Source organism: Paraburkholderia sp. RL17-373-BIF-A (assembly GCF_046030175.1).
GTDB lineage: Bacteria > Pseudomonadota > Gammaproteobacteria > Burkholderiales > Burkholderiaceae > Paraburkholderia.
The window spans coordinates 218253-236136 of record NZ_JARESO010000011.1; the positions used below are offsets into that span (position 1 = coordinate 218253).

Sequence of the window (17884 nt, forward strand, 5' to 3'; positions counted from 1 at the left end):
GCGCGAAGCTCGGCGAAAACGGGCGCACGCCCGCGCGGCCGCTTTGCAACATGGCGGCAATCTCGTGCTTCATGCAAAGAAACGCGCCGGTGAGGTCGACGTCGACGACGCCCGCCCGATTCCGCCGCCTGCGCCTGTGACGATAATTGCGCGGCCGTCCAGTTCCTTGTCCATAACTTCCTCCATGTCTCACATCGGGGTGTAATTGCACTACGGTGAACAGCCGCGCGGCATCGCCTGCGCGAGTTGCCTCACGACCCTGAGTCGTTATTGCGGCCGATTCAGTTGCGACGCATCGACATACACGCGGTAGTCCGTGATAAGGCCGTGCGCATTGACATTGAGGACATCGACAAAGGGAGCGTCGAGCTTCTGACCCAAGCGATCGACGTACAGCACACGGCCTTCGCAGATGGCGACGTCATCAACCGACCAGAAACGGTCGGCTGTATGCGCAATCGACTTCAGCGACCGAAGCACTGACGTCACCACGCTCACGATCGGCTCCCGACCGTGAATCGCTTCGCCGTTGCCGAATACGAAGCGAGCGTCGTCGGCGAGGAAGGTTCCAAAAGCCGCCATGTCCTGCTGGTCGATCGCAGAGAGCATGTCGCGAATTTTCTGTTCCATAGTTGTCCTGTCTCCGTCCATTCAATTGAAAGCGGCTGGCAATCCTGCTTGCTTGCCCCGGCCGCACGTGTGACACCGGAACCGCATATCTGATGTCATTCTCCGGTCCCGGTATTTACGTAGTACTACTATCAACATAAATCGGACTATGTCCATCAACGCCGCACCGACTGCGACTACACCTGATTCAGCAGCGCTTCGCCCTCTTTCAGTCTGCGGCAATTCTCGACCAGCACCGTAATGCTGCGCGAGAGAGTCTGCGGGGTGAGCCATGCCACGTGAGGCGTAGCGATTTCACCGGCCACTCAGATCGAACAGCGCATAGGACACGCGTTTCGCTCAATTCGCAGGCGTCGCCGAAAGCGGTTCGAGCCCTGTCCTCGAAATCGCGGATGCCGCGTCCGGCGACGACAGAAAATGGATCAGCGCCGCTGCGCCGACTGGATTTTTCGCACTAGTGGCGATGCCCCCGGAGAACACCGTGTACCACTGCACTTCTGCGGGCAAACTGCCGACTACCGTCACCCCCTTCACCGTTAACAGTTCGACGATCTGTTGAATTCCGAGCTCGGCGTCTCCATTCGCGACTGCATCGGCGACTTGCCCGGCCGGAATCATGCGGCTCTTGCTCTGCATCCGCCCCGCGATGCCGAGACGCCAGAACAGCTCGCTGCCGACAAAGACGCCACTCGGGCTGTCCGGATAGACGATCGACCTCGCTGCGAGCAGCGCTCGCCGTAATGCGTCGACCGAACTGATATCCGGCTTTGGCGTCCCCTGGCGAACCACCATGCCGATTGCCGAGCGTGCCAGGTCCACCTTACTGTCCGGCAAGACCTTGCCGGCATTGATCTGTTCGTCGAGCGCATACCCAACCACGATCAGCACGTCGGCCCACTCGCCACGCGCAAGCCGCACAGGGATCGCATTCGCGGCCGTACCTACCGCGGGCCCCCAGACGGTGATTAGCTTACGGCCGGTCGACTCTTCGAATTGCGGGCCCAGGTCGCGATAGGCTGACGCAAACCCGCCCGAAATCATCACCTTGACTTCGTCTGCCCATGCGGCCCCGTTGCCTAATAACGCGCCCGCTACGCAGAACGCAAGTGCGCGAATCCTCAGCTTGCGGATGGTCACGGCCCCGCCCCATGTCGATCGAATGGCTTAGTCAGGATATGCATCGAGTGCAAGAGCGGAGCAGGTTCCGAAGATATAGCGGCCATTCAGCCGGTCTGCGGTGAAGGAGAACCCCGCAGGCCCATCGTCCATTCGTCTGGTTCCACCCGCGCCCCCCTCAAAAATCAATCGACCCGTATCGAACGCCGTAACCATCCTGTCACCGCCTCTTTCGAGCACGCGCAGCTACGCCAGCCGATATGCGCATCAGGCCGCACGCCCCACACTGTGCCGCCTGAGGCACGAAACGCGATAGTGAATTCATTTGCCGCATCCGTGAGCACCGTGAACTGCTCATTGGCAGGCACGTCACATCCCGGTGCCGCGATCAACACCGCAGACGCCAACTCACGAGGCAGGGCATCGAGCGCAGGGCACCCCTCGACGAACGCATCATATTGTGCGCCGGGTGCATCGATATAGCCGAGCAGGACATGCCGCCCGCGGCCGACATATTCATGCAGGCGCTGCGCATGGCCGACGAACCTTTGCTGGAAGCCGCCCACTTCGGGAACACGATCGCCGGGCGCGGGTAACGTCGCGTCCATCTCGGGACACTCGTCGGCGACGATGCGACTGCCTCGATACGTGATGAGCAACTGGGTTTCGCGCATGGCCGGTGTCGCCGCCTCGCGAGCGAACACCGCATTCAGCGCCGCGCTCGTCGATCGAACGACGTCGACCCCGACGGGATGCCGTTCTTCTGAATAGCTCTCGAGCAATTCAGGCTGTGCGAGGTCCCTCGCCGCGAGCGATAGCTTCCACGCCAGATTGTGTGCATCCTGCAACCCCGTATTCATACCCTGACCGCCCACCGGAGGATGGATATGCGCCGCGTCGCCGGCAATGAACACGCGGCCCCGGGCATAGGCAGGCACGATGCGATGGCTGACCCGGTAGACCGACGACCAGCGCATCGACGACACCCGCGTGTTATCCGGTAACGCCGGCAGGAGCAGCTCGCACATCGTATCGAAATCGGGCGACGGAGTATCGACGAGCGCCGCCTTGTCTTCAGGCACGATGATCGAGAGCCGGTAGCGTTGCTCCGAGCCGCGAACCGGAACCGCCGCGAGCGAAGCTTTCGGGCGTGTCCCCGCGCTCCAGTCGAAGCGATACATGGGTCCCCTGGGCAGGTCCCATTCCACGTCGAGATCGGCGAGCGCGAATGTTTGCGGGTATTGACCGCCTTCGAACGCAAGACCAAGCGTCGAGCGAACCTTGCTGTGCGCGCCATCGCAGCCCACGAGCCAACGGCAACGCAGGGTGTGCGTTCGCCCGCTGGAATCGGTGAGTTGCGCGTGGACCGCACCCTCGCGCTCTTCGAAAGCGTCCAGCTCGACGCCATACTCCACACGTCCGCCCTGCGCAGCGAGTGCGGCCTCGAGCAGGCGTTCCGTTTCGAACTGCGCGAGCGACAGCGAGCCGTACGGCAGGCCTTGCCCCTGAATGCTCATACTGCGTGCGGGGACATGCGTACCGTCCTGCCACGTTTGAACGCCGGTGAGCCATACGCCGGCTTCGATCGCGCGTCGGGCGATGCCGATGTCTTCGAAAATCTCGATGGTGCGTGGGGTAACTCCGAGCGCCTTGCAATAGAAAATCCGGGCGGGCATACGGTCGACGAGGCGCACATCGACGCCGTCGCGTCGCAACTCTGTCGCGAGCAATAGACCGACCGGGCCGGCGCCGACGATCAGTATGTCTGGAGCATCGTTCGACATGTCAACGAATCCTCAAGATGAGCGGCGGGACGGCTGCCTGTCACGCCGGACTATCGATTCCTTATACAAATTGCCGAGATACGCAGGGTGACAGAGGCGGCGCTCTCGTGTTCGCGCAAGCGTCGAACGACGGCAGCTCGTGCAAACAGCTTACGCATATCGGGAGTGTCGCTCTGCAGCTTCTGTCGAAATGTAGTCCCGAATCCAACTGTTTGCGCGCATTTTTCGACGTTTCACGTATTTCACGTAGCAGTGTCGAATGTCCATTGCTGGCCGCACTCGGTAGCCCGATCGTGCAACGCGGACAATCCGCCCGAACTTCTCAAAATCGTTGTCGCAGCATCGCTTGTGACGGGCTGCCGGTACATTCGGCGTCGCTTTTTCATGCGACCGGTTGGCGCGATGATCATCGGCGCTTACGCGGACCGCGTGGGACGCCGCGCAGTGATGACGAGGACCTGCTGGATGACGGCTCTGGGAACCGCCGCGCTCGGCCTGTGCCCGTCGTTTGCCAGCATTGGTGTGATTGCGCCGCTCGTCGTCAGCGCCGCTCGATCGTCAGGGCTTTGCCGTCGGCGGCGACATCGTGAACTGGCGATCCCACGTCCACAGCCTGGTATGTGGCGCCGGCGTGTGCGGTGAGCTTCTGTGCGCTGATGCTTTTCAAGGAACGGCGCTTCGAAGCGGCCAATTGCGGTGCGTCCGCAGCCGACGCGTTTTGCCGGTCGCAGGGAATGGGGAACGCCGTGAGCTTTGCTGTCAAAGCGGATGTGCCGCTGACCATCCTGACATCGAGCAAACGCCGCATCTGTCTGCATCTGGGATGCAAGGCGTTGGAACGGGTCGATTGCGGGACGCGCAAATAGCCGTTGCGTCCATTCAAGCCATCGGGCGACATCTCAAGGCATGACTGGCGGATGGAACGTCGAAGCCGACACACGTAACCGCCCCAGATTCAGCCACGTTTTTTCGATGGTTGCGATGCGAGAGTATCTGCGAGTACCGCTTCGATCGTCGTGGTGGCAAGCGTTTTTCGAACGCCATTATCGATCGAATCATAGACGTGGCTCAGCGTCGACCCGATGCCTCGCCCAACGGGGCACGCCTGACTCGGTTTCGAAGGGTGCAGCGCGAAGCGCGCACCCTCTTCAAGCGCATCAAAGACGTCGAGCAAACTGATTGCGTCCGCACTCCTCGTCAGACGCCATCCCGCATTGACACCGCGATAACTCTCGACAAGCCCGCCTTTCGCAAGCAACCCAAGCGTCCGACGAATCACCACCGGATTGGTGTTGACGCTCGCAGCGATGCGATCGGATGTGACCGGGTCAGAACTGCGCCGCGCGACGAGCGCCATCCACGCCAGGATATGGGTCGCCACGGTCAAGCGGCTGTTGGCGCTCATGGAAAGCCTCTGTTAGTCAGTTTAGTTGTAACTATATTCGTTACAGCATGGGTAGTCAATCCTGCCACGTCGGATAATCCCGGCGACATAGCGCGTTCCCCGCCTTAGAAAGACGGACGATTTCGGGCTACACGCATCGTCCCAGTGACGTGACGAAACACCCTGCCCCCGTCATTCGAGTCCCAGCGACGACGCCTCGTCACGAGAAGAGACTTGTGTTGATGGCCTGGATAGTTTATGTTGTAACAACTATTGTTACATCGAATGCGCTGTACCGATAAACGTATGGCTTGCGACGCTCCATAACCAATGGAAACGGTGCATCCGTCCTTGCTACTTTCAACACCGAAATGAGAAGCCCGCAGATGTCCACACTCTTCGATCCCATCCAGATTGGCGCGCTGAAGTTGTCGAACCGCATTGTCATGGCACCGCTCACACGCATGCGCGCGTTCGCTGAGCGCAGTCCAGGTGTCCTCCACGCGCACCACTACGCACTGCGTGCGAGCGCAGGACTCGTCATTACCGAAGCCACTTCCGTCACGCCTCAGGGCGTTGGCTATCCCAACACGCCGGGCATCTGGTCCGAGAAGCAGATTGCCGGCTGGAAAGAGGTGACTTCAGCGGTACACGATGCGGGTGGCCTGATCGTCTCCCAGTTGTGGCACGTCGGGCGAGTTTCCGACCCGCTCTACCACGACGGCCAACTTCCCGTCGCCCCCAGCGCCGTTGCGCCGGAAGGCCATGTCACCCGCGTGCGGCCTCAGCGTCCGTACACCGTACCGCGCGCACTGGAGACCGAAGAAATTCCCGGTATCGTCGAGGATTTCCGGGTTGGCGCCGCCAACGCACAACGCGCTGGTTTTGATGGTGTCGAACTGCACGCGGCAAATGGTTACCTGTTCGATCAGTTCCTGCACGACGGATCGAACCTGCGGACCGACCGTTATGGCGGCTCGGTCGAGAACCGTGCGCGCTTCCTGCTGGAGGCAGTCGATGCGTTGCTCACGGTTTGGCCCGCGGACCGCATCGGCGTGCATCTGAACCTGATGTCGAGTTCATACTCGATGCACGACTCGGATCCGCGCGCGCTGTTCACTTATGTCGCCGAGCAACTCAACGCGCGCCACATCGCTTTCATTTTCGCGCGCGAGGCGCTGGATCGCGGCGACGATCGCATCGGCCGTGACGTGAGGCGCATCTTCAAAGGGGCCTACATCCTCAATGAAGGGCTGACGCGGGAGAGCGCGGAACGGGCCATCGAACGCGGCGACGCGGACGCGGCAGCGTTTGGTCGTCCTTTTATCGCCAACCCTGATCTGGTGGAGCGCTTTCGACGCGGTGCGCCGCTCAACGCGGTCAATCCGGAAACCATCTACACGGACGACGAAACCGGCTACAACGACTATCCGCTGCTAGATGAAGCTATGTGAAAGAGACGCGCGATGCGCTTCCGGTATAAAGGATCGACCCGGGTACATGGCAGCTCGCCGAGTGAGAGGCGTTTGCCTTGCTATTGAGATATCTTTTCCAGTTCAATACCCTTCGTGCGCGGCCCCATCAATCCAATCGCCAGCATCACGATCAGCATCGCCCCGGCGATGAACACGAACACGCCGCTAGTGCCGAAGTGCTTCAACACCGCTGCGATCAGAAAGGCTGTGAAAATCGCGGAAAATCGGCTCCACGAGTAAACAAAACCCACCGCGCGCGCTCGAATGCTGGTCGGAAAAAGCTCCGTCTGATACGCATGGAAGCTATACGAAATGATGTTGCCCGCGAGCGTCAGACACACGCCGAGACTGACCAGCAACACCGCGCCCGCCGCCTGACTGAACCACAGGCCGCAGACGATATTCACGCCCGCCATCACCACGATCACCGTCTTGCGCTCGAAGCGGTCGCCGATAAAGAGGCCGATCACCGGACCGATTGGCGCGGCCAGCGCGATCACGCTCGAATACATCAGGCTGGTGGTGATCGTAATGCCCTGCTTGATGAGCAGCGTGGGTACCCAGTTCGCGAAGCCATAGAAGCCCACGGTCTGGAAGATATTGAAGATCGTCATCATCAGCGTGCGGCTGCGGTACGGCGGCACCCACATATCGCGGAAGCTGCCGCGCGGCGCGACCGGCGCCGGCGGCGCGGGCAGCGGCAACTCGCGGCCATACTCGCGGCGCACTTTCGCTTCGAGTTCGGTCATCACGCGATCGGCTTCGGCAAGACGCCCTTGCTGCGCGAGCCAGCGCGGGCTCTCCGGCAACGCGCGACGGATCCACCATACGAACAGCGCACCATGTGCGCCGATCAGCACGACCCAGCGCCAACCGTCGAGGCCGAGCAGCGTGCGTGGCACCAGCAGATACGACAGAAACGCCACCACGGGCACCGCGGTAAAGCCGACCGCCTGCTCGCAGGCAAACGCGCGGCCGCGAATCTGCTTGGGCACCAGTTCGGAGATATACGTGCCGATCGTCACCAGTTCGACGCCGATGCCGATCCCCGCCACGAAGCGCCAGAAGTTCAGACCCGTGGCCGACTCCTGAAACGCCATCACGACGTTGGCCGCCGTGTACCACAGCAGCGAATACGTGAACACGGCGCGGCGTCCGAAGCGATCCGCCAGAAACCCACACGCGATCGTGCCGATAAAGAGGCCGCTGAACAGCGCCGCGATAAAACTCGCGACGCCGGTCGAGCCGAACAGGCCGTGCGTGGTCGCCGTCAGCAGACCGCTTTTGACGAGGCCCGGCGCGACGTAGCCGGAGTACAGCAGATCGTAGAGTTCGAAGAAGAAGCCGAGGCTCAGCAGCACCACCAGCTTCCAGACGGAGCGCGTGGCGGGCAGCCGGTCGAGGCGCGCGGAAATGCTGCCGGCGTCGAGCGGCGCGGCCGCAGCGGTGCGACTGGCCGCGCTATCGGAATGCGCCGCGCCGCCGTTCTTCTTCGCGACGGAGCCGGCGTGATCTGGGGATGCCATCTTGTCTGTCTCCTTTGTCGACCAGAGTTGGCGCTTTAGCGCTTACTCCGGTCCCATGCAACATAGTTGCCGATGATTCTGGCGAAAGAATAAGCCTCGCCGGGCCGGTCTCGTGCCGGCCTCTCGTACTTTTGCGCATCACACGCACCACGATCTGCCGGGCCCAAGGTCCGGCCAGCATTCTAGCCGCGTGCGCGCTTCAATTGTTCGAAGGTCGTGATTTTTCCAGCCAGCGCGCTCGCCGCCACCGTGTACGGACTCGCGAGCCACACATCGCCCGGCCCCGAACGGCCCGGGAAATTACGGTTGATCGCACTGATCGTCACCTCGTTCGCCTCGGCCGATTGACCCGGTCCGCAATTCGCGCACGACCCGCAGCCCGGCATGACGAGCGTCACGCCCGCGCGTTCGAAGACCGGCAAATAGCCCTGTTCCTCGCAATACGCGCGCACGGCCATGGTGCCGAACTGCAGGAACAGACGCGTGCCCTCGGGCACACGAATGCCTTGTTCGACACCCCAGCGCAGCACCTCGTAATAGAAATCGAAGTCTTCGCGCTTGCCCGCGGTGCACGAACCACCGTAAGCGATATCGATCGTGACGTCCTGCTCCAGTTGCGGCGCCGGCACGCCGTTGCCGGGATCGCCGGGACGCGCGAGCATCGGTTCGATGGCGCTTGCGTCGATACAAATCGTGTCGCGATAAATAGCGCCCGCGTCGCTTTTCATCCAGTTTTCAAGCGTGAAATCGACGCCGCGCCGCTCTTTGAGAAATGCGACCGTGCGTTCGTCCGGCTCGACGATGCCGGTGAACCCACCCAGTTCCGCGACCATGTTGGTCAAGGTCGCGCGCTCGTCGATCGACATCGCGCGCACCGCCGCGCCGCCGTATTCGAACACGAGGCCGATCGCGTCACCCGAACGGATCGCGTCCATCTGTAGCAGATGCAACACCACATCTTTCGCGGTCACGCCGTCGCGCAAGTGACCGCTGATTTCGATGCGCAAGGTCTCCGGCACCTTGCAGCGCACATAACCCGTCACCCAGCTATTGGCGATTTCCGTTGCGCCCGCACCGAATGCGAGGCAGCCGAGCGCGCCCGAATGCGGCGTATGCGAATCGGTGCCGCACGCCACCTGTCCCGGCAACGCGTATTGCTCGGCCATCAGCGCATGACAGATGCCCTCGGACCCCGGCAGGCTGTCGAGCGCGCCGTGCGAGCGCACCGGATAGTCGCGCGAGAACGACGTATGCCCTTCCATCAGATTGGCGACGCCCGGCAGCAAACCGTCGCGCACGTGTGGAATGCTTTGCGACGCGAGCACCAGATGATCCTGGAACGCGATGATGTGATCCGGCGCATGCAGCGGCGCAGGCTTGCCGAACGCGCGATGCATCAGGTGCGCGCACATGCCGGTGAAGTAATCGTGGCTGAAGCGCCAATCCGCGGCAATGAACACGCCGTCGCCGCGCTGCGCGCCCACGCTGCCGGGATGCAGATGCCGTTCGATGATCTTCTCGACCAGCGTCTTCGGCTCCGCGGCCTGCGTCGCGTTAGCGTTATCGCCCACGCTCGGCGCGGGCCAGTCGGCGAACTTGCTGTACGCGAGCAGGCCGCCGCTGCGGATGATCTGCTGCGTGAGCGCGTCGCGGCCTTTGAGAAATTCGTCGATGGGCACCGCTTCTCCCGCGCTCAACCGATCGAGCACGGAAAAGTCAGTGGTGGTGAGAATGCCGATGTTGTCGCAATTCTGCTGATAGATCCGTTCGAAGCTCTCCGCGACGATCAGCCGGATACCGGCCGAGAGTTCCGCCAACGGACTCGATTCGCGCGATGAACCCTTGCCGTAGCGCTTGCCCGCCACCGTCACCTGGAAGCCGCCGTTCTTCACCGCATCGCGGCCGATCGGCATGCGCTCGCCGGCTTTGAAGCCGACATACGGATACTGGCCGAGGCGTTCGTCGTACGTGAGCATGACGGTGACCGGCGTGATCTCGTCGGTGGAGACGTTGTCGCGCAACGGACCGGCCGTGGCGCGCGTGAAGTTGTCGCCGGCGAGCTGCGCCTCGATCACCGCGGGGTCCTGGGACAGGTACAGCACGCGGCCGTCCAGACGAATCGTGTCGCTCATGGGCATTCTCCTTGCGCTCACTATACGGCGCGCGCAGGCAATGCCGAAGTGCCGGTACGGCAACGCAGACCTCTCGTTTGGCGATGATCGGCGCGATCGGGCTCGACGCGGTCCGGGCGCTGACGCGTCGCCGCCGGCATATGACAGCCGGCGCGTACATGCCTCTGCCGATTCGCCCGCCGTTGCTCGCGTCAAACACCCTTGCCGAGAAACCCGACCAGCGCCGCCGCGCTAGCACTCAACTGGTTGCGCGTCTTGAAGATCATGATGAGGCGGCGCACCGCCCACGCATCGCTCAAGGACAGGAGGCTCACGTCGAGCGCATTCACATAGAGCAGCCCGACCTGCTCGGGCACGATCGCGATGCCGAGCCCGGCATGCACCATCCGGCAAAGCGCGTCGAGACTGCTGACGCGAATCTTCACGTCGAGTTGCCGCCCCGCAGCGGCCGCCTGTTGCGTGAGCAGTTGCGTCAGCGCGCTCTCGCTGCGCAAGCCGACGAAGCTGTCGTCGAGCAGTTCGCCGAACCTCACGCGCAACGCGCCGGCGAGTCGATGGCCGCCCGGCACCAGCACCGCGAGACGATCCTGCCGGTACGGCACCTGTTCGAACGCCTCGCTGCCGGCCACCGGATTACAGATGCCGAAGTCCGCCGCGTGCTCACCGACGATCCGCAGCACGTCGGCGCTGTTTTCCTCTTCCAGTTCGATCGACACTTCCGGGAACGCGCGGCCGAACGCAGCAACGTCTTCCGGCAGAAACTGCACGATCGAGGACAGATTCGCCACCACCCGCACGCGCCCTTTCGCGCCCGACGAGAAGCGCGACAGCTCCGCGCTCATCTGTTCGATATTGCCGATGATCGCCAGCGCGTAGCGCAGCACGGTCTCGCCGACCGGCGTTACGGTGATGCCGCGCGACTGGCGCTGGATCACGGGCAGGCCGATCACCGCCTCGATCTCGGCGATGCGCCGGCTGACGGCGGACGATGCGATGAACTCGCGCTCCGCCGCGCGCGCGATGTTGCGCTCCTGGCAGACGGCGATGAATAGGCGCAGCGAGGTGAGGTCGAGTTTCTTGAGGAGGTTTTCCATTGTTGCTTCTTCATGCACGGTGAAGCCGAAGAACTCGCCAGCGAACCCGGCACCACGATGAACGGATCTACGCAAAAAGATGGGCAAGTGTAACGCTCTTCTCCAGGCCAGAATGCCTGCCATTCCCGCAACCAGCTTTCGATTCGCTTCTTTGCTGCCTACACTACGCAACGCAACAACGCGACGCGTCAAGCCGTCAGGGCCGCTGTACGAGCCTGGATTCAAACAAACCAGAAGAAGTTATCCGGAGACACGACATGACCTCAGTGCAAGGACGGCGGCGCTTTCTCGGCGCGGCGCTATGCGGGGCCGTCACCGCATGCGGCGGTTCCAACGAATTGAACAATTCGGGCAGCGGCGGCAACACCAATCCAAACGGCCCCGTGCCTGATTCCCAGATCGACGCCGCCCTCGCGCAACTGGACACGCTCGTCAACAACCTCATGGCCAGCACCGGCGTGCCCGGGATGTCGGTCGCCGTGGTGCGCAATCTGCGAACGGTCTATGCGAAAGGCTTCGGCACGCGGCTGGTCGGCTCGGGCCTCGCCGTGGATGCCGACACGGTGTTCCAGCTCGCGTCGCTGTCGAAGCCGGTCGGGTCGATGGTGGTGGCGCACCAGGTCGGCATAGGCACGGTGTCCTGGGATACACCGTTGCGCGCGCATCTGCCGTGGTTCACGCTGGCGGATCCGACCGTGAGCGCGCAAGTCACGGTCGGCGACATGTACGCGCATCGCTCCGGCTTGCCCGATCATGCTGGCGATCTGCTGGAAGACATGGGCTACGATCAGACCACCATCCTCGAACATCTGCGTTATCTGCCGCTGGCGCCGTTTCGCCGTTCGTACGCCTATACGAACTTCGGCCTGACGGCGGGCGCGATCTCGGTGGCCACCGCCACCGGAATCGACTGGGCGACGCTCTCGGATCGCACGCTCTATCAGCCGCTCGGCATGACGAGCACGAGTTCGCGCTACGCTGATTTCATCGCGCGCGCGAATCGGGCCACCGGGCACGTGCAGCGCAACGGCCAATGGGTCGTCGGCCTGGGCTCGATGCCGGATGCGCAAGCGCCCGCGGGCGGCGTGAGTTCCTCCGCGAACGACATGGCGAAGTGGCTGACGCTGATGCTGGGCCAGGGCGTGTTCAACGGCACGCGCATCGTCGACGCCGCCGCGCTCAACGCGGCGATCAGCCAGCAATCGCAGATTCAGCCGGCCGGCAACGGCCAGAACGCGTCCTACTATGGCTTCGGTTTCAACGTCGGCACCACTGCGGCGGGGCGCGCGTCATACAGTCATTCGGGCGCATTCGGCGCGGGCGCCGCGACCAATTTCGTGGTGGTGCCCTCGACGGGCTGCGCGATCGTTGCGCTCACCAACGGCTATCCGCTCGGCGTGCCGGAAACGCTCACCGCGCAATTCTTCGATATCGTGCAGTTCGGCTCCATCCAGCGTGACTGGTTTGCGGCTTATAGCGAGGCGTTTGCGGACCTCAACAAACCGGCCGGCTCGCTCGTCGGCGTGAAGCCGCCCGCAGCGCCGCTACCCGCGCGGGCACTCTCCACCTATACGGGCACCTATAACAACGACTATTACGGGCCGATCCAGATATCGGCAGCGAACGGCGCCCTGCTCCTGACCATCGGCGGCACGCCCTTGCGCCTGCCCCTTTCGCACTGGGACGGCGATACCTTCACCTTCATGCTCGTCAACGAAAACGCCGCGCCGGGAACGATTTCCAAAGTCTCGTTCCTGAGCAATCAGGTGACGCTCGAGTACTACAACGCGGAAGGACTCGGGACGTTCACGCGGTGATGCCGCCGCGTTCATCTCAGGATGTCGGCCGCCTTGTGCCGCTCGTCCACGCCGTCGATCAGGATCACCGGCCCGCGCGCATGCCGCGTGCGCAACGGCAGGATGCGCTGATACGCGTCCGATGCGTACCAGGCGCGCGCGGCGGCGAGATCGGGGAACGCAATCGCGATCAGATCGCCGTGCCATTCGCCTTCGAGTATTTCCGGGCGTGCGCCATGCACGATGAAATGGCCGTCGAACGGCGCGAGCGTGCCGTCGATGCACTCGAGATATTCGATGATGTCGTCGCCCAGTTCGACGTCGTGCAGATGGGCAATCGCGTAGGCGGTCATGGTGTGGCTCCTGGCAATGAGTGGATGCGGATCGAAAACTTGCATGCCACTCATGGTCGCCTCGGGCATGACGCGCGTCGATTACCTGTGAGGTAAAAGAACACCCGCCTTCGTGCCCGAGGCCGCCACGCCCCGCCGCTATTCCGCGCTGACTTGCGCGAGCGCGGCAATCAGGTCGCCGAAGCGCTCGCCCTGCACCAGAATGTGCCCTCTCAACGCGGCGGCGGCGGCTTCGCCGTCGCCCGCTTCGAGCGCATCCACGACCGCCTGATGTTCGTCGAACGAGGCGGCGACACGCCCCTTGACGCGCAACTGCAAACGCCGGTACGGACGCAGCAGTTTGTGGAGCGCCTTCGCCTGGTCATGCAGAAAACCGTTGTGGCTGCCGTGATAGATCAGGCAGTGAAAGCGCTCGTTCAGGTGGTAATACTCGTCCGGGCTGCCGCCGTCGCGCGCTTTCTGACACGCGACATGCGCCTCGCGCAGCGCCTGCAACTCCTGCGCGCTCATGCGCCGCGCGGCAAGGCGGCTGCACATCGCCTCGAGCTCGGCCATCACCTCGAACATCTCGATCAGTCTGTGCAGGCTGATCTTCGCGACCACGGCGCCGTGCCGCGGCCGCATCTCCACCATGCCGGCCGCGGCCAGTTGCAGCAACGCTTCGCGCACGGGTGTTCTGGACACCTCGAAGCGCGCGATCAATTCCGCCTCATCCAGCCGTGCGCCCGGCGGAAGATCGCCGGTCGCAATGGCTTCCTCGATGGATTCCCGCAGCCGGTCTGCGAGCGTGAGCTTGTTTGTCATGTTTGGACTCCACACGGAATCGAGTTGACCACAACGAGCATGCTGCCACTGTACGCGTAAACGATAGTTGAGAACGGTGTCGGGCGAATTATAAATATCTACGAACGTTATAAATATAAATATAGACCCTTACAAAATATTGACAGGCCTTTTGGGCATATCGGCGGTTTTCGCCCGATGACGGTCCGTCCGTTCCATACGCACACTCCTTTTCCCTGACCGTGTTCGGAGGCCTGACCATGAAGGTGCAGTCGCTAGCTGTATCGCTGGGAGTCGGTGTCGGAATCGCGTTGCTCGGTGGATGCGGGCACGACAACGTGTCGCCGTCGTCGCCGCCCGTCACGGCGAAGGGCGCTGGCTTTATCCAGAGCTTCCAGATCCTGTCGAGCGCACCGGCGTTCGGCGGCGCGACGCCGGCCGGCGCGGCGGGTCCCTACCAGGTGATCACCGCGGTCGTGCACGGCGAACTCGATCCGAACAATCCGCTCAATGCGGGCATCGTGAACATCAAGAACGCGCCGGTCGGCAGCGACGGTTACGTCGCCTATACGACCGACGTGGTGATCCTGCGCCCGCAAAGCGCGGCGGCCGCCAAGCGCGTGCTGTTCTATGACGTCGTGAATCGCGGCAGCAAGATCGGCGCGGCGTCGTTCGTGGGCGGCGGCGCGCTCGATACCGGCGCGGCGCCCTCGTCCAGCTTCCCGTCGCTGCTGCGTAACGGCTATACGATCCTGTGGAGCGGCTGGCAAGGCGACGTTCCGGTCACCGGCAACAGCAGCACCGCCGGCGCGGGCCTGCTCGGCGCCAGCTTCCCCGTGGCGACCAACAAGGACGGCACGCCGATGACCGGCTTGAGCCGCGAGGAATTCATCCCGGACTATGCGGGCGGCCCGCCTACCACCATTCCGCTGACTTACCCGCCGGCCAATCTGTCCGACAAGAGCTCGGTCACCTTCACCGCGCGCCAGTCGTGGCTCACGGCATACGGCAGCATTCCGGGCGGCCTCGAAACCTATACCGCGCCTTCCCAGCCGGTGACGACATGGAGCTACGTCAGTACGCCGAACAATGTCTACGAAGGCAATTATTCCGTCACCTTTACGCCGCCCGCGACCGTGCCGGGCCCGAACGGCACGCAGGTTGCGCCTGACGCCGGGACCATTTACAGCTTCGTCTATCAGGCCGCCGCGCCGACCGTCGACGGCATCAGCTTCGCCGCCTTGCGCGATCTGGTGTCGTTCCTGCGCTACGACGCGGCCGATGCGCAAGGCGTCGCCAATCCGCTCAACGATCTGAAGAACGCGGGATGCGTCGCGTCGACATGCTCGACCAGCACGAACTTCGATATCGCGATCGGCGAAGGGATTTCGCAGTCGGGCCGCTTCATGAAGGACTTTCTGTACGAGGGCTTCAACGCCGACAAGAACGGCAAGATCGTGTTCGACGGCATGTTCCCGATCATCTCGGCGGCTCGCCGCACGTGGACCAATGCCGCGTTCGCGCAACCCGGCCGCTGGTCGAAGCAGCATGAAGATCACTTCATGCCGGGCTTCCAGTTCCCGTTCACTTACGCGACGACTACCGACCCGGTGAGCGGCGCCACTGACGGCATCCTGAAGCAGTGCACGGCCACCAACACCTGTCCGAAGATCATGCAGCTCGACGGCGCGTTCGAATGGTGGGGCGGCGCGGCGTCGCTGGTCGTGACCGACGGACGCGGCAATGACATCCAGTTGCCGGCGAACGTGCGCTACTACCTGGTGGCGGGCACGCAGCACGGCGGCGGCAATGGCGTAACGACCGGCAACATGACAGTTCCGGCCGCGGGCAGCCAATGCCAGTTGCCGGGCTCGCCGGTCGAAGAAACGCCGGTCGAACGCGCGCTGATTCCGGCGCTCGTCAACTGGGTCGGCAAGGGCACGCCGCCGCCCGCCTCGCAATATCCGACGGTCGCCGCGGGCACGCTGGTCGCGCCGACTCAGACCGCGCTGGGCTTCCCGTCGCTCACCAACGTAATGGTGCCAAGCGGTGCGGCCGCGACGCCCACGTCTGTGCAATTGACCTTCAATGGCGAGTACAACCAGCTGTTCGTGACCGACTATAGCAACGCGGTTCCCGTGGTGAACACGGCACAGGCGTACACGATTCTCGTGCCGAAAGTGGATGCCAACGGCAACGAAACGTCCGGCGTGCTGGTGCCCGACGTCGCCGCCCCGCTCGCCACCTACACCGGCTGGAACTATCGCGGCGCGGGGCACGCGATCGGCGACGGCTGCATTTCGAACGGCGCTGCGATTCCGTTCGCGGTGAGCGCCGCCGCGCAGGCCGGCGGCACCGATACGCGCACCACGCTTGCCACACTTTATGGCGGCAGCCGGTCGAAATATCAGACCGCAGTCGCGGCTGCGGCGAACGCGTTGGTCAGCCAGGGCTATCTGTTGCAGGACGACGCCACCAACGTCTTCATCGCAAACGCGAGCGCCGTATCCGCGACTTTGCTGCCGCAACCTTGAAACGCAACGCACCGGGGGCGAACGACATGATGCACAGAGCAGGATGCACCGCCGCCGCGTTCGCCGCCGCGCTGCTTGCCGCATGTGGAGGGGGCGGCGGAGGCGGAGGCGGTGGCAGCGGCGGCAGCGCACCGCCCGCTCCGTCTTCGAATGCCTCGGTCTATCAGAACAGCACGACGCTCGGCAGTGTCGGGGCGGTTTCGTTGTCGCTCATCGCGGCGACCACGACCGCCAATGCAATGCTCGTGAGCCCTGTCGCCGCGCCGCTGCTGACGGCGGGGAACAATACGCTCGTGTCGACGCATCTGGCCACCAACGTGACGGGCGCCGGCACGGCATGCGTTTCGGCGCCCACGAACAGCATCGGCACGGTGACCGGGGTCAATGCGGGCGTCAATATCAAGAGCGTGGCCGCGCTGCTGGACAATAGCTGGACTGTGTCGGCCACGCCGTCCGCGAACTGGACGACGCTCGGCGCGAGCAGCGCCGTGTTCGACGGCTGGGAAAACTGCGGGGCCAAGGCCGAGGGCGCGCCGTCGCCGTCGTCCACGTTGACGGTCAACGCGGACGGCAGCTTCTCCGACAACGTGTTCGACGGCAATCCGTCCACTACCGTCACGACAGTCAACCAGAGCTTCACCGCGGCGCAGGCTGCCTCGTTATTGTCCGATGCCGGCTACCTCGACAGCAGCCAGCCCGCCAATCCACAGACCATCCGGTTGAAGATTTACCACAACGCCACACAGCAGACCGTGCTGGTCGAACAGGGCATTCCGGTGAGCGGCGCGACAAGTCAGAATCCTGGGTTTGTCGCGATCTATTTCCCGCGTTAATTGGGTCCTTGCTGGCGCAACATGCCCGACCACGTCGCTTTTTCACATCACTCCGGTCGGCGCCGACGATCCCGTCCTCACCCTGCCTGACGCCAAAAAATACCTTTGATTTAAAACATCTTTTTTTAGACACACGGCATTTCATCACTCCACGAAACAACTTGTTGTAAAAAAGATAAAAGACTTTGGAACCGGTTCCATTTATCATCCCGCCGGCAATCCGATGACTGCCCGGAACGCAATGGCGCGCTCCAATCTGGTGACTAGAACAACATGCCCTCATCCCCTATTAGCTCTCGCCGCGGCTTTTTACGCACGGCTATCGCGCTGGTTCCGGCCGGCACGCTCGCCGGCTGCGAGGTCAAGCAATCCACGACCACCGTCGCGCCGGGTTCGAGCGCGAACACGTCCGCGGACCGTGCGTCCGGCGCGGACTACAAGTCG

General features: G+C 63.1%; 14 protein-coding genes. 4 read left to right on the forward strand and 10 right to left on the reverse strand.

The features are described 5' to 3' along the window. Positions 1–267: 267 nt before the first annotated feature. The 5 genes from P0D80_RS16560 to P0D80_RS16580 all read right to left on the reverse strand — a co-directional run bounded on the left by P0D80_RS16560 (position 268) and on the right by P0D80_RS16580 (position 4935). The gene (locus P0D80_RS16560) at positions 268–630 is read right to left on the reverse strand and encodes a nuclear transport factor 2 family protein (RefSeq protein WP_408178211.1); all 363 of its coding nucleotides are present in this window, start codon (positions 628–630) and stop codon (positions 268–270) included. A 339-nt stretch (positions 631–969) separates the two neighbouring features. Then, positions 970–1767 (reverse strand): substrate-binding domain-containing protein, encoded by a 798-nt coding sequence (locus P0D80_RS16565; protein ID WP_408178212.1) that lies wholly within the window; start codon positions 1765–1767, stop codon positions 970–972. A 164-nt stretch (positions 1768–1931) separates the two neighbouring features. Then, positions 1932–3530, reverse strand: a complete 1599-nt coding sequence (locus P0D80_RS16570; RefSeq protein WP_408285382.1) for an FAD-dependent monooxygenase — start codon at positions 3528–3530, stop codon at positions 1932–1934. Positions 3531–4071: 541 nt separating this feature from the next. After that, positions 4072–4197: a hypothetical protein gene (locus tag P0D80_RS16575; RefSeq protein WP_408285384.1), complete on the reverse strand. Its 126-nt coding sequence runs from the start codon at positions 4195–4197 to the stop codon at positions 4072–4074. A 288-nt stretch (positions 4198–4485) separates the two neighbouring features. Continuing rightward, entirely contained in the window at positions 4486–4935 is a 450-nt protein-coding gene (locus tag P0D80_RS16580) for an Rrf2 family transcriptional regulator (protein ID WP_408285387.1), read from the reverse strand. A gap of 365 nt (positions 4936–5300) precedes the next feature. Between P0D80_RS16580 and P0D80_RS16585 the strand changes: the two genes are divergently transcribed. Further along, a complete protein-coding gene (locus P0D80_RS16585) occupies positions 5301–6368 on the forward strand; it encodes an alkene reductase (RefSeq protein ID WP_408178215.1) in 1068 nt (355 codons plus the stop codon). An 80-nt stretch (positions 6369–6448) separates the two neighbouring features. Here P0D80_RS16585 and P0D80_RS16590 read toward each other — a convergent pair whose 3' ends face one another. The 3 genes from P0D80_RS16590 to P0D80_RS16600 all read right to left on the reverse strand — a co-directional run bounded on the left by P0D80_RS16590 (position 6449) and on the right by P0D80_RS16600 (position 11141). After that, the gene (locus P0D80_RS16590; protein WP_408285390.1) at positions 6449–7915 is read right to left on the reverse strand and encodes an MFS transporter; all 1467 of its coding nucleotides are present in this window, start codon (positions 7913–7915) and stop codon (positions 6449–6451) included. Between the two features lie 182 nt (positions 7916–8097). Next, positions 8098–10047 (reverse strand): aconitase family protein, encoded by a 1950-nt coding sequence (locus P0D80_RS16595; protein ID WP_408285393.1) that lies wholly within the window; start codon positions 10045–10047, stop codon positions 8098–8100. 191 nt (positions 10048–10238) lie between these two features. After that, the gene (locus P0D80_RS16600; RefSeq protein WP_408285395.1) at positions 10239–11141 is read right to left on the reverse strand and encodes a LysR family transcriptional regulator; all 903 of its coding nucleotides are present in this window, start codon (positions 11139–11141) and stop codon (positions 10239–10241) included. A 257-nt stretch (positions 11142–11398) separates the two neighbouring features. Here P0D80_RS16600 and P0D80_RS16605 point away from each other — a divergent pair, with 257 nt between their 5' ends. Beyond that, complete coding sequence (locus P0D80_RS16605; RefSeq protein WP_408285397.1) at positions 11399–12958, forward strand: serine hydrolase; 1560 nt, start codon at positions 11399–11401, stop codon at positions 12956–12958. Between the two features lie 11 nt (positions 12959–12969). Here P0D80_RS16605 and P0D80_RS16610 read toward each other — a convergent pair whose 3' ends face one another. Then, positions 12970–13290, reverse strand: coding sequence for a DUF1330 domain-containing protein (locus P0D80_RS16610; protein WP_408285408.1), 321 nt, complete (start codon positions 13288–13290; stop codon positions 12970–12972). Between the two features lie 138 nt (positions 13291–13428). Further along, positions 13429–14094: a GntR family transcriptional regulator gene (locus tag P0D80_RS16615; protein WP_132377597.1), complete on the reverse strand. Its 666-nt coding sequence runs from the start codon at positions 14092–14094 to the stop codon at positions 13429–13431. Between the two features lie 239 nt (positions 14095–14333). Here P0D80_RS16615 and P0D80_RS16620 point away from each other — a divergent pair, with 239 nt between their 5' ends. Together P0D80_RS16620 and P0D80_RS16625 are read left to right on the forward strand one after the other, a co-directional pair. Next, complete coding sequence (locus tag P0D80_RS16620) at positions 14334–16607, forward strand: alpha/beta hydrolase domain-containing protein (protein ID WP_408285399.1); 2274 nt, start codon at positions 14334–14336, stop codon at positions 16605–16607. A gap of 26 nt (positions 16608–16633) precedes the next feature. Beyond that, on the forward strand, positions 16634–17440 hold the full coding sequence (locus tag P0D80_RS16625) for a hypothetical protein (RefSeq protein WP_408285401.1): 807 nt from the start codon (positions 16634–16636) through the stop codon (positions 17438–17440). Positions 17441–17884: the final 444 nt, after the last annotated feature.

Excerpts from the sequence above, each read along its gene's own strand:
- P0D80_RS16560 (WP_408178211.1), bottom strand. The coding sequence starts at position 630 with ATGGAACAGAAAATTCGCGACATGCTCTCTGCGATCGACCAGCAGGAC.
- P0D80_RS16570 (WP_408285382.1), bottom strand. The coding sequence starts at position 3,530 with ATGTCGAACGATGCTCCAGACATACTGATCGTCGGCGCCGGCCCGGTC.
- P0D80_RS16580 (WP_408285387.1), bottom strand. The coding sequence starts at position 4,935 with ATGAGCGCCAACAGCCGCTTGACCGTGGCGACCCATATCCTGGCGTGG.
- P0D80_RS16585 (WP_408178215.1), top strand. The coding sequence starts at position 5,301 with ATGTCCACACTCTTCGATCCCATCCAGATTGGCGCGCTGAAGTTGTCG.
- P0D80_RS16590 (WP_408285390.1), bottom strand. The coding sequence starts at position 7,915 with ATGGCATCCCCAGATCACGCCGGCTCCGTCGCGAAGAAGAACGGCGGC.
- P0D80_RS16595 (WP_408285393.1), bottom strand. The coding sequence starts at position 10,047 with ATGAGCGACACGATTCGTCTGGACGGCCGCGTGCTGTACCTGTCCCAG.
- P0D80_RS16600 (WP_408285395.1), bottom strand. The coding sequence starts at position 11,141 with ATGGAAAACCTCCTCAAGAAACTCGACCTCACCTCGCTGCGCCTATTC.
- P0D80_RS16605 (WP_408285397.1), top strand. The coding sequence starts at position 11,399 with ATGACCTCAGTGCAAGGACGGCGGCGCTTTCTCGGCGCGGCGCTATGC.
- P0D80_RS16610 (WP_408285408.1), bottom strand. The coding sequence starts at position 13,290 with ATGACCGCCTACGCGATTGCCCATCTGCACGACGTCGAACTGGGCGAC.
- P0D80_RS16615 (WP_132377597.1), bottom strand. The coding sequence starts at position 14,094 with ATGACAAACAAGCTCACGCTCGCAGACCGGCTGCGGGAATCCATCGAG.
- P0D80_RS16620 (WP_408285399.1), top strand. The coding sequence starts at position 14,334 with ATGAAGGTGCAGTCGCTAGCTGTATCGCTGGGAGTCGGTGTCGGAATC.
- P0D80_RS16625 (WP_408285401.1), top strand. The coding sequence starts at position 16,634 with ATGATGCACAGAGCAGGATGCACCGCCGCCGCGTTCGCCGCCGCGCTG.